Below are 12831 nucleotides of genomic sequence, written 5' to 3'. Positions count from 1 at the left end.
CGCAAAAATTGAATAGTTTTGTATGCGATTAAAAGCAAAGAACATTTAATATAAGAGTCAGATAACTCGAAAATTTCACTAAAACTAAATAAACATTAGTTTCTCAATTTTATAGATTGACCATGCAGAAACGCTTTACAAGCTCTCTAAGAAATAAATCACTCCAACTGTTGTTAGCAGGTGGAATTTTAGCTAGTTCTACTACCGCATTTGCACAAAAAACGACATCCGCATCACCTTATTCTCAATTTGGACTTGGTCAGATGCGTGAAGATTTATTGCCACAATATAGAGGGATGGGAGGTGTCAATACCGCTGTCCGGAGAATCAATGGCGTGTATAATACCAACCCAAGCAACCCTGCATCTTATTCTGCTACACAGTTTACGACCTTTGATGCTGGTTTATATGGGAACTACACGCAGTTAAATTCGACGACAAGATCCGATAATACCGCTGATTTTGCCTTTAGCCACATCACCATGACTTTCCCAATGAAACGATTTGGTGGTATCAGTTTGGGTATCCTTCCTTACTCCGATATCGGCTATCGGACATCTTCAACGGGAACGGTCAATTCTGACCCTTATACCAAAGTTTTTACGGGCGAAGGTGGTTTAACTAAAGCCTATGCAGGTTGGGGGGTACGCATTGTAAAAGGTCTGAGTATTGGTGCCAATATGTCTTATTTATTTGGAACCTTAAATGACTATAGCCGTGTAGAGTTTTTGCCTTCATCCGGAGCATTAAATACACAACAACAAAATAAGCGCGAAATCCAAGGGATTATCTTTGATTACGGTTTGCAATACGAACAACCTTTAAATAGAGAATACTCGTTGATCGTTGGTTATTCGGGATCACTCAATAATGACATCAAAGAAAGAGCAACAATTTTTAATACACGGGTTACGCCTTCAACGGATCCAGACAACCAAAATATCCCTTTAGATAGTACCTATGTTTCTGACCGTAGCAGCAGGCATCTGACGCTTCCGTTGCGACATAATGTAGGGATTACCCTTGCACGTAACAACCGATGGTTAATCGGGGCCGATTTTAAATATGCCGATTGGTCAAGATTTCAGACAAGAGCGGGTGAAAACGAACTACGGAAGAATTATGGCGTAGCGATTGGTGGTCAGATTACACCAGATGTTACTTCGCTTAAATATCTGAACCAAGTAGACTATCGAGTTGGTTTCAGGTATAATAAAACACAATATTTCTTAAGCGACCAGAATATCAACGATATGGCGGTTACTGTAGGTGTTGGATTGCCCTTGGCAAGAAATCAATTTTCAGGAGCCTTCTCTAAAATAAACTTCTCTGCAGAATTTGGCCAAATGGGCAAAATCAGCAATAGCCTCCTACGTGAACGCTATATTAACTTTAATATCGGCTTTACCCTAAATGACCGCTGGTTTAGAAAACCCCCTTTAGATTAATTAATACGATGGTACGCAAGACATTTGCTTCATCCATATTCCAAAATATATCGCCCCTAGTAATCTTATTTTTACTAGGGGCGCTCTCATTGACCTCTTGCGAACCGGATCTAAAAGAGGTAGACCGCATTGCCAATATGAAAAAGGAAGAGGCGGTCGACATTTCACGTCACGTCGATATTATTTATAGCGATTCCACACGGGTAAAAGCAAATCTCACAGCGCCTGAAATGCGTATCAAACACGATAGTACCGAAGTATATGAATTTCCAAAAAGCATTAAAATCATCTTTTACGACGACAATTTAAAGGAAACTCAGCGAATCACTTCCGACCATGCTATTCGGCGGGAAAAAGAAAAGACTACCGTCTTTACTAAAAATGTGGTGGTTACCATGGCTGACGGGTCCGTTATCAAAACAGAAGAAATCATCTACGACGAAAGTAAGGCCGATAGCAACAGCAACATGACCTTTTATAATCATGTTCCCATTACCGCATTCTTTCGAGATAATCGGGGTAACTTACAAGGTTCATCATTTACTTCAGACAAAGATTTTAAACATGTCAATATAGCCAATGCAACTGGGTATACGGTCATCACCAACAACAATCTCTTCCCTTCGCTAAGTAAATAGCTATTCGCTGGCCATAAATTCAGATTTCGGTTTGGTTTAAAAGCAGGCATGGATCCGAGACGATAGCTCCAGGCAGTTTATTTATACGATTAAGTTATTCAAAACGAATCATTTGAACTAAAAGAGCACAAAAAAATCTACTTTATACAAATAGTTTTCAAATTTGTTTTGTTACATTCAGGAAAATATTCCGTTTTTTTTTATAAAAATTGTATCTTGCACCGCATTTTGCTATGCTATGCATAAATTAACGAAATACAAGTATTTACACAATATAAACACAATAAGCAGACTATGGGATTAATGGGCTTTTTGCGTAACAAAGCTGGTGTCATCTTGACCGCAGCTATGGCTATCGCAATTTTAGCATTTTTACTAGGCGATGTCGTTCGAGGGGGAGCTCCTTTTTGGGCGAGACATCAAAATCGTGTAGGGGAAGTCAACGGAACTGAAATTGAATATCCTGAGTTCAGTAAGCAAGTTGAACAGACAGAGGAAATGTTCAAACAACAAATGGGCGGTGCGGTGACCCCTCAAATGCGAACCTATGCTGTTCAACAAGTATGGAATCAATTTTTGTCAAGAGAAATCTTGAAAAAGGAAATTGAAAAAATCGGTTTGACTGTCGGTAAAGACGAATTAAATGATTTAGTGCAAGGCAACAACCCTTCACCTCAAATCGTTCAAGCATTCACCAACCCACAAACAGGGCAATTTGACCCGAGTCAACTACGTGCTTTTATTAGCCAAATGAACACATCAGGTAACCAACAAGTGGCTCAGCAATGGGAAGCACTACTTGAAGGCGTTAGAGATGAGCGTTTAAGCAGTAAATATGGCGAATTGCTTTCGAATAGTGTGTATGTTACTTCTTTGGAAGCAAATGAAGAGTACCAAGAGCGTAATAAATTGGCAAACTTCAAATACATTCTTTTAGATTACGCTTCTGTTAAAGATGCTGATGCTAAATTGACTGATGCAGATTACCAAGAATATTATAATGAACATAAAAGTATGTTCAAAACACAAGAGGAAACACGTGCGATTCAATACGTAATGGTCGATGCAAAACCTCTTGCTAAAGATTCATTGGCCGTAAAAGAGACGATCAATAAATTGAAACAAGATTTAATCGTTGCCAAAGATGACTCTTTGTTTGCTTCGATCAATTCAGACAACAAGTTTCCATTTACTTATGTAAAAAAAGGACAGTTGAGTCCTTCTTTAGATTCAGTTGTATTCAATGTTGCAGCTGGAACGACAGTTGGACCTTTCTTAAACAACAATGCGTATGAAATCGCAAAAGTTGTTTCGACGATCGTAAGCCCTGACTCTGTGAAAGCATCCCACATTCTATTGGATCCTGCTGCCGAAGGCGGTGTTGATAAAGCCCTCGCAAAAGCTGACTCGATCAAAAGTTTGATTCAAAAAGGAGACAATTTTGCAGCGCTTGCAGTTCAGTTTAGCAAAGATCCAGAAAGCAAAACCAACGGTGGTGAACTGGGTACTTTTACCAGAGGCCGTATGGTTCCTGAATTTGAGAAAGCTGTTTTCGAAGGAAAAACAGGTGATATCAAAGTTGTTAAATCTCAGTTTGGCGTCCATATCATCAAAATTGAGAAACAAACAGGTAGTTCAAAATATGCTAAAGTTGCCATTATTGACAAAGTGATCAACAGTGGAAAAGAAACGTTGAACAATGCACATAGCAAAGCAACAGCATTCTTATCTGCAGCTACAGCACAGAACTTTGCTCAAGAAGCGAAAAAACTTGGTTTGGAAGCAAAAACAGCATCACGCGTAACAGCCATGGATAATGTATTAGATGGTGCCGAAGCTCCGCGTGATTTAATTAAATGGGCTTTCGAAGCTAAAAAAGGCGATATTTCAGATAAAGTATTCGAGACTGAAACTTCTTATATCTTAGCAAACTTGGTCGACATACAGCCTAAAGGATCTCTTTCCTTGGACGCTGTTAAGAAAGATATCGAACCTGCCGTAAGAAATATGGTTAAAGCTAAAATCTTGAAAGATAAATTTGACAAGGCTTTAGCAGGTACATCTTCTATTGATCAAGTTGCACAAAAAGTTGGTAAAGCAGCTATTCACGTTGAAAATGTTGTTTTCGCAAATCCAGTTATCCCTGGTGTTGCATTAGAAAACAAAGTGGTTGGTACTGTTTTCGGACTACAACCAAACAAACCTTCCAAAGCTATTGAAGGGAATACAGGTGTATATGTTGTACAAGTAAATGGTTTTACCAATCCTGCTGCTATTTCGGATATCAACGGACAAAAGAAACAAATGCTTGCAGCGAAAGCACAACGCGCTTGGGGATCTATTTTCCGCGCATTACAAGACAAAGCTGAAATCATTGACAATAGAGTGAAATTCTTTTAAAAGAATTTTAAGTAAATTTGTAGCCGGACGAATTATCGTCCGGCTTTTTTTATGTAAATATGGATATTCAAACAGCTATTGTCAACAAAGTTGCGCAAAGTGGTTTAGTCACAGTTGACTTGGCCAACTACCATCCTAATGCGGACAATGTAGTATATGATATTAAAGATAATCTCTTCCATGGCTTGATTCTTAAAGAAAAGGACTTCCGCGAATTCATTAAGACACACGATTGGTCGCAATACGCAGGTAAACATGTCGCCATTACGTGTACTGCCGATGCTATTGTTCCGACCTGGGCTTATATGTTATTGGCCAACAAATTGGAACCCTATGCTGCGACAGTTATCTTCGGGGATTCAGCAGAGTTGTTGCGTATGCAGTATGCCGCAGCAATTGACCAAATTGACATGGAACAATTTCGGGGTCAACGTGTGGTTGTGAAAGGTTGTGGTGATATTTTTATTCCAGAATCTACATTTGTGCAGTTTACGGTAAAACTAAGTAAGGTGGCCAAGAGTATTATGTATGGTGAACCTTGTTCTACGGTCCCCGTATTTAAGCGGACGCAGCCTAAATAGATCAGCTCTAAAATAAGTATAAGTCATCGTCCATGAAGGTCTCATTAACTCCAAAAGTTAAATTTATTTGAATGAAATTAACATTTCTTTTTCAAACAAATTTCGTAAACTTACGTACATGAAACTTATATCGACTTTGCTCCTTTACTTATCCGTTATCGTAAGTACTGCTTTCGCTCAAGATTTACCACATTTAAAAGAATCGGCATTTAAAGGTGGCGAGAAATTAAAATATAAACTCCGTTATGGCTTTATTTCAGCCGCGACAGGGACATTAACCGTTGAGGATACCAAGGATGGAACCGGAAATCCTTCCTTTCATTTATACGCTGCTGGCAAAACTGCTGGCGCCTTTGCGATATATACCGTAAGAAATGAATACAACTCGTATATCAACAGCAAGACTTTTTTACCGTATTACTATACAGAGAACATTCGTGAAGGTGGATATAGACGGAATGATAAGGTGCGCTTCAACCAGGAGACAAATAGCGTTGTAGGCAACAAAGGAACTTTCAATTCGAAGGTAGATCAGACTTTCGACTTGCTTTCTTCCTATTATTTCGCCCGAAATCTAGATCTGTCGACTGTTAAACCGGGAGAATCTTTTAAGCTGACTTATTTTTTGAATGATGAGATTGCCACCTTAGGCATACAATATATTGGAATAGAAAAAATAAAAACGGAATTAGGCACTTTAGAATGTCTCAAATTCAGTCCTGAGATTAAACCAGGACGTATCTTTAAAAAAAATAGCAAGCTTTATCTGTGGGTAACCAATGATGGCAACCGTATTCCGGTCAAAGCCAATGTAGATATTCTGATTGGCTCGGTAACACTAGAATTACTCGAAGCCAGTGGATTAAAATACAAATTGGGGCAAAGAGCAAGCTACTCAAAATAATTAGAATGATTGAAGTAGGAAATGTATTGGTGCACGAAGATCTAATCAACAATGACTTTGTGTGTAATTTATCAAAATGTAAAGGTATCTGTTGTATTGAAGGCGATTCAGGCGCACCTTTATTGGAGAGTGAAAAGGCTATATTGGAGGAGATTTATCCCAAAGTAAAGCCCTATATGACCGAGAAAGGTATTGAAGCGATTGAAGAGCAAGGGAAGTATGTTGTCGATGTTGATGGTGATCTAACGACCACTTGTGTTGATGGAAATAAAGAATGTGCTTATGTGACCTGGGAAAATGGCATTACAAAATGCGCTATCGAAAAAGCTTACGAACTTGGCGAGGTGCATTGGCGAAAACCCGTTTCGTGTCACCTCTATCCTATCAGGACAACACATTATCCCGAATTCGACGTACTTCACTATGACCGCTGGCATATCTGTAAAGATGCATGCTCATTTGGTAAAGAATTACAGGTTCCTGTCTTTAAATTTTTAAAGGATCCCCTCATCCGCACCTATGGTGAAGAATGGTACAAAAATCTTGAGAAAGCAGTCGAAGAGTTGTAACAAAATCACTATCTTTAAGCTTTAACTATTTTGGTATTTCACCCCAATTCATGTCAAAATTAAGAGAGATCCAACGTCCTATTGCCCATGAACTTGAGGCTTTTGAAAAAAAATTCAAAGCTTCAATGAAAAGCTCCGTCCCCTTGTTGGATCGCATTACACAATACCTGATCAAACGTAAGGGCAAACAAATGCGGCCCATGTTTGTGTTCTTTTCTGCTGGGATATGCAACGGAATCAATGAATCCACCTACAGAGGAGCTGCTCTCGTAGAATTGCTGCATACCGCATCACTCGTACATGATGATGTGGTAGATAACTCCTACGAACGCAGAGGTTTTTTCTCCATCAATGCTTTATGGAAAAATAAAATTGCTGTTTTGGTGGGTGATTTTCTGCTGTCAAGGGGACTGCTCCTTTCTGTAAAACATCAGGATTATCACTTATTAAAAATTGTATCGGAAGCCGTTGATCAGATGAGCGAAGGTGAATTGCTTCAAATCGAAAAGGCCCGTAAACTAGATATTGAAGAATCGATTTATTTTGAGGTCATCCGAAAGAAAACAGCTTCGCTCATTGCTTCTTGCTGTGCCTGTGGATCGGCTTCTTCAAATGCAGATCAGGAAACAATCGATAAGCTTCATCAATTTGGTGAAAAGATCGGAATTGCATTCCAAATCAAGGACGATTTATTCGACTTTGGGTTAGATGACGTTGGCAAACCACTGGGCAATGACGTCAAAGAGAAGAAAATGACCTTACCGTTAATCTATGCTTTGAATCAAGTGACTTCAAGTGAAAAGCGAAGGATCATTAATCTGATTAAAAACCATAATGAAGACACACACAAAGTGGCCGAAGTCATCGACTTTGTCCGCCAGAGTGGAGGGCTCGAATATGCTACAAATAAGATGCTGGAATACCAACAAGATGCTTTCCGAATTTTGGAAGACTTTCCCGACAGTGAATACAAGGCGGGGTTGGAACAGCTGGTAAAATATACAACAGAAAGAAAAAAATAAAATGAGTCACGAATTAATGTTTTTTGGCGGATTCCTCATCTTTATTGCACTTATGCTAGCAATAGATCTAGGCTTATTCTCCAAAGGCGACAAACCTGTTAGCCTAAAGATGGCTAGCATCATGAGCGCCATCTGGGTCTTATTCTCTTTGGGTTTCTATTGGCTCCTTCGTCACTATGGATTTGAATTGCACAACATCCATGACTTGGACCACCTTCAAGAAATCATTACCAAACACCATCACGATATTAAAATCATTCCAGGTGATTTAGCGGCGAGTCTCGAGCTCTACAACAAAAATCTTGGGCTGGAATATCTCACTGGTTACGTTGTGGAATATGCCCTATCGGTAGATAATATCTTTGTGATGGTATTATTATTTACTTCTTTTGGTATTCCGGAGCGCTATTACCATAAAGTTTTGGTATGGGGAATTTTGGGAGCGATCATAATGCGTTTCCTATTTATTTTCCTTGGTGCAACCCTTATTGCTAAATTTGGCTGGATCCTCTATGTTTTTGGCGCTTTTCTGGTCTTTACAGGTGTCAAAATGTTTATCAACCGTAATCAGGAAGAAGAAGTGGATCCACAGAACCACCCGGTCGTTAAATTCGCTTCCCGATACTTTAAGGTAACCCCCAAATTAGATGGCGGGCACTTCTTCCATGTAGAGAACGGCGTGAAATATATGACGCCACTATTTCTTGTATTACTGGTCATAGAATTTACGGATTTGATTTTTGCTGTGGATTCTATCCCTGCAATTTTCTCGGTGACCAAAGACGCCTATGTTGTATTTTTCTCTAATATTTTTGCAATACTTGGCTTGCGATCGATGTTCTTCCTTCTGGTCAATATTATTCACAAATTCCAATACCTCAAAGTAGGTTTAGCATTTCTGCTGGTCTTCATTGGTCTAAAGATGTTGCTGCATCATTGGTTGGCCGAAGTAGGTTTTACAACAACGCATTCGTTGATCGTTATCGTCAGCATACTTGCATTGAGTATCATTGCTTCGCTGCTTTTTCCAAAAAAAACTTCACCGGCTGATTAAGTTACAATCAATTAAAGCTGCGATTAATAAGGTACCCGTGGTCATTATTCGGCGAAAAACTCCAGTAGTCCGCGCAAAGCTATAAGCGATACAAAACAGCATGGTCAGGAAGAAATTTCTGACCATTTCTATGTGATATTATGCTTTATGCATATCCTTTTCTTCAGCAAAAGATATGCAGAAAAACGGCAGATTTTTTTGAACAATTATTTTACAGAGGAATTTACCTTACTAAATTTAATTTATTTAATTTAGCACCACACTAAATTAACAAAATACTAACAATGAATTGGAATAAAACGATTGTACTAGCTGCTTCACTTTTCGCAGCTTCATTCCAAGTACAAGCACAAGACAATTTGATCAATGCGCTAAAAGCAAATCAAAATGACAATAGCAAATCTGGATTTACATTTACTGAAGTTATCAATCTAGGTAACACATCCATCAAAAACCAAGGTTCATCAGGTACTTGTTGGTCTTATTCAGGTAACTCTTTCCTGGAGTCAGAGATGATCCGTATGGGTAAAAAACCAGTGGAGATCTCCCAAATTTATACTGCGCGCAACACGTATTTAGACAAAGCACGTACGTATGTACGCCTTCATGGCAGATTGTCATTGGGTGAAGGTGGTCAATTCCACGATGTATTAAACTCATTCCGTAAATATGGTACAATGCCACAATCTGCTTACACAGGTCTTCACTACGGTACTACACGTAACAACTTTGGTGAGATGACCAATATGTTGGATGCGATGTTAGGAGCAGTAGTAAAAGGCAAAACATTAACGCCAAACTGGGAAAAAGCGTATACCGCTGCGATGGATTCTTATCTTGGAGAAGTACCTGAGAAATTTGATTATAACGGTAAATCCTATACACCGCGCACCTTTGCAGATCAGGTAATCGGTATCAATCCGGATGATTACGTAGGTATTGCTTCGGTGACCGACCATCCATACTACAGCCAATTCGTATTGTTGATTCCAGATAACTGGTCATTCGACCGTTTCTATAATGTTAAGATGAACGATTTAACGGACATCATTGACAATGCTTTACAAAAAGGTTATACGGTAGCTTGGGCAACTGACGTATCAGAAAAAGGGTTCTCTTGGAAAAACGGTGTAGCTTATGTACCAGAAAAACCTTTCGAGGAAATGACAGATCAAGAAAAGTCAACGATGTTTGTTGGTCCTAAACCAGAGTTAAAAGTAACAGCGGAAGAAAGACAAAAAGCTTTCGACAACTGGCAAACGACAGATGACCACGGTATGCATATCGTAGGTCTTGTAAAAGATCAAAACGGAAAAGAATATTACATTGTTAAAAACTCTTGGGGCACCACAAATGACTATCACGGTTATTTATATGCATCAAAAGAATTTGTACGTTATAAAACAACTTCTTTGATGTTACATAAAGACGGTCTAACAAAAGATTTAAAATCGAAGATAAATATCAAATAAGCGATTTATCAGTCCACGAAAACACCTCTGAAATTAATACTTCAGAGGTGTTTTTGTTTTCAGATTAATTTAATAACTTAAACATAATTATGAATCTTTTGTTGAGTGAGTATGAGAAGTATAATCGCGTTATGCCTTACAATTTTATTCGGGAATTTGGCTCAAGCCCAAACTAAGGGGGTTAAATTTGTAGAAGGGTTGAGTTGGAAACAGATAAAGGAACGGGCACAAGCTGAAAACAAGTTTATCTTCGTAGAGCTATTTGCAACCTGGTGTGGCCCATGCCAATATATGAGCAATGAGATCTTTCCTTTAGAGCAGGTGGGGCAGCCAATTAATCAGAACTTCATTAGTGTTAGGGTACAAATGGATTCCACAGAATCCGACAATGCCACTGTCAAAAAATGGTATGCCGATGCGCGTGCTATTTCCAACGAATACAATATTCAATCCTTTCCCACATTTCTTATCTTTAATCCCAATGGGCAGGCGGTACACCGGATTGTCGGCGCAAGTGATGCTCCCGAATTTGTCGGGCATGTGATGGATGGACTAAATCCCGAAACACAGTATTACACGCTGTTAAAAAAATTCGAGAAAAGACCCCAAGATATTTATACGGCCAAGCAGATGCTGAAAGCAGCAAATATCGCTTACGATGAAAATACAGCACGAAAGGCAGAAAATACCTTAGCGAACTCATTGGGCACGGATGAATTATTCAAAAAAGAAAATGTTCATATTTTATTGGCAGCTGCCAAATTCACCAATTCAAAAGCTTTTAATCTTATCCGCAACAATAAAGAGAAAATCGATATTCTATTAGAGTCGCCAGGCATTGCCAACCGCACGCTGGCCAATGTTGTCGTCAACGAATTATTCCAGATTAAAATAGATGCCAAACATGAACCCAACTGGGACAGTTATCAAAATGAACTGGCGGCAAAATATCCAGACATCGATTTCGTACCGATGTTCAAGAAGATAAAAGCACACTATTACCTTCAGGTGAAGAATTACGTAGCCATGAAGAATACCATCAATGATTACCTTTCGTCCGAAGATTTTACCCCACATCAATTAAATACCTTTGCCTGGACTATTTTCAACAATAGCAGTGATCCTGCCTGCATCGAATCCGCGTTAAGCTGGAGCAAGAAATCAATTATTGATGACCCAAGCAGTGCATTTTTGGATACCTATGCAAATCTGCTCTATAAGAAAGGAGAAAAAGAAAAAGCCATAAAGTGGCAAAACAAAGCGATCGAAATGGCTAGTGAGGACGACCGTCCTATCTATCAAGAAACTCTAGAGAAGATGATGAAAGGAATAAAAACTTGGGAAAACTAAACTTATCCCAGCCTATACGAACGATTAAATTAAAAATCTAAAATACCGACGTTATGAAAAAATTGATTTTAATGCTATTTCTAATTCCAACCCTACTATTTGCGCAAAGCGAGGGAATCAAATTTGAGCATGGGCTCAATTGGAGTCAGATTAAAGAAAAAGCGGCTAAAGAAAACAAATTCATTTTTGTAGACTGTTTTACAACCTGGTGTGGTCCTTGTAAATATATGTCGAGTACCATCTTCCCACAAGCCAAAGTAGGTGATTTTTTCAATGCTAAATTTATCAACGCTAAAATTCAGATGGATAAAACCAAGAATGATAATGAAGACGTAAAATCTTGGTACGAAGAGGCCGACCGTTTTGCCAAAGACTATAAAGTTAGAGCCTACCCAACTTTTCTGATCTTTGATTCAAAAGGTACCCTGGTACATCGTATCGTAGGTGGTGGTGAAGCCGACGACTTTATAGCAAAAGCACAAAAATCACTTGATCCAAATACACAATATGAAACACTATTAGCAAAATTCAATGCCGACCCAACAAATGTAAACATCGCCAAAAGCATGGCTGTGGCAGCCAAGGAAGCTTATGATCAAGAGACACAGGCAAAAGCGGAAGGAGTCGTATTAGCGTCCTTGACTACAGATCAAATCTTCACAAAGGAGAATGTCAGTTTATTACTTTCGGCAGCAAATGTTGTCGATTCTAAGGCTTTTAATTTAATCAAAGACAATCCTGCTAAATTTGATGCCGTTAGTGAAAAAGTAAAAGCCAATGATTTCTTGTCCCAACTGTTGGTTAGCAATGCAGTAAACACCAAAATTCGTGCAAAGGAAACGGTTGATTTCACGAGCATAGAAAAAGAATTGGCGCAAAAATATCCGACTGTCAATACAGAAAAAGCAAGTCTCGAAATGCAACCGCGTTATTACGGTTATACCAAAAATTACCCTGGACTAAGAGATAGCTTCAATAAATACATTGCAAAATATGGTTCAACTATCACCGCTGCAGAACTAAACAACATGGCTTGGTCCATTTTTGAAAACTGCAATGACCCTGCATGCTTAAAGGCGGCAGCCGAATGGAGCAAATTGTCCAACGAGAAAGAAAAAGATGCGCCCATGTATCTAGACACTTTTGCAAACATACTCTATCGCCTTGGAGAAAAAGAAAAAGCAATTAAAACGCAAGAAAAAGCGATCTCACTCATTACCGATGCTACTCAAAAAGAAGAATATGTAGCAACATTACAAAAAATGAAAAAGGGTGAAAAGACCTGGCAATAACAAGATGTGCTGATAGTCACTCGACAAAAAAGTCCCAATCAATATGTGATCGGGACTTTTTATTGATAGCGCAACTGACAGCATTTTGAGCCAACAGGCAA

11 protein-coding genes are annotated in these 12831 nt (G+C 38.9%); all 11 read left to right on the top strand.

Annotation, left to right across the window (positions count from 1 at the left end; all coding sequences use genetic code 11):
- Positions 1-122: 122 nt before the first annotated feature.
- The 11 genes from AAW12_RS04060 to AAW12_RS04010 all read left to right on the top strand — a co-directional run bounded on the left by AAW12_RS04060 (position 123) and on the right by AAW12_RS04010 (position 12730).
- Positions 123-1448, top strand: coding sequence for a membrane protein (locus tag AAW12_RS04060; RefSeq protein ID WP_046672330.1), 1326 nt, complete (start codon positions 123-125; stop codon positions 1446-1448).
- An 8-nt stretch (positions 1449-1456) separates the two neighbouring features.
- A complete protein-coding gene (gene lptC / locus AAW12_RS04055) occupies positions 1457-2086 on the top strand; it encodes an LPS export ABC transporter periplasmic protein LptC (protein ID WP_046672329.1) in 630 nt (209 codons plus the stop codon).
- Positions 2087-2380: 294 nt separating this feature from the next.
- On the top strand, positions 2381-4486 hold the full coding sequence (locus AAW12_RS04050) for a SurA N-terminal domain-containing protein (protein ID WP_046672328.1): 2106 nt from the start codon (positions 2381-2383) through the stop codon (positions 4484-4486).
- A 59-nt stretch (positions 4487-4545) separates the two neighbouring features.
- On the top strand, positions 4546-5067 hold the full coding sequence (locus tag AAW12_RS04045) for a DUF2480 family protein (RefSeq protein ID WP_046672327.1): 522 nt from the start codon (positions 4546-4548) through the stop codon (positions 5065-5067).
- Positions 5068-5185: 118 nt separating this feature from the next.
- Positions 5186-5971: a DUF3108 domain-containing protein gene (locus AAW12_RS04040; protein ID WP_046672326.1), complete on the top strand. Its 786-nt coding sequence runs from the start codon at positions 5186-5188 to the stop codon at positions 5969-5971.
- A gap of 5 nt (positions 5972-5976) precedes the next feature.
- Positions 5977-6540 (top strand): DUF3109 family protein, encoded by a 564-nt coding sequence (locus tag AAW12_RS04035; protein ID WP_046672325.1) that lies wholly within the window; start codon positions 5977-5979, stop codon positions 6538-6540.
- Between the two features lie 50 nt (positions 6541-6590).
- Positions 6591-7562: a polyprenyl synthetase family protein gene (locus tag AAW12_RS04030; RefSeq protein WP_046672324.1), complete on the top strand. Its 972-nt coding sequence runs from the start codon at positions 6591-6593 to the stop codon at positions 7560-7562.
- 1 nt (position 7563) lies between these two features.
- Complete coding sequence (locus tag AAW12_RS04025) at positions 7564-8616, top strand: TerC family protein (RefSeq protein ID WP_046672323.1); 1053 nt, start codon at positions 7564-7566, stop codon at positions 8614-8616.
- A 284-nt stretch (positions 8617-8900) separates the two neighbouring features.
- Positions 8901-10088, top strand: a complete 1188-nt coding sequence (locus AAW12_RS04020) for an aminopeptidase C (RefSeq protein WP_046672322.1) — start codon at positions 8901-8903, stop codon at positions 10086-10088.
- 111 nt (positions 10089-10199) lie between these two features.
- Complete coding sequence (locus tag AAW12_RS04015) at positions 10200-11438, top strand: thioredoxin family protein (RefSeq protein WP_046672321.1); 1239 nt, start codon at positions 10200-10202, stop codon at positions 11436-11438.
- A gap of 53 nt (positions 11439-11491) precedes the next feature.
- Positions 11492-12730, top strand: coding sequence for a thioredoxin family protein (locus AAW12_RS04010; protein ID WP_046672320.1), 1239 nt, complete (start codon positions 11492-11494; stop codon positions 12728-12730).
- Positions 12731-12831: the final 101 nt, after the last annotated feature.

It is taken from the genome of Sphingobacterium sp. Ag1 (assembly GCF_000988325.1).
Classification (GTDB): domain Bacteria; phylum Bacteroidota; class Bacteroidia; order Sphingobacteriales; family Sphingobacteriaceae; genus Sphingobacterium.
Note: the sequence above shows the minus strand (reverse complement) of the source record. Positions and strands in the feature narration are given on the sequence as shown.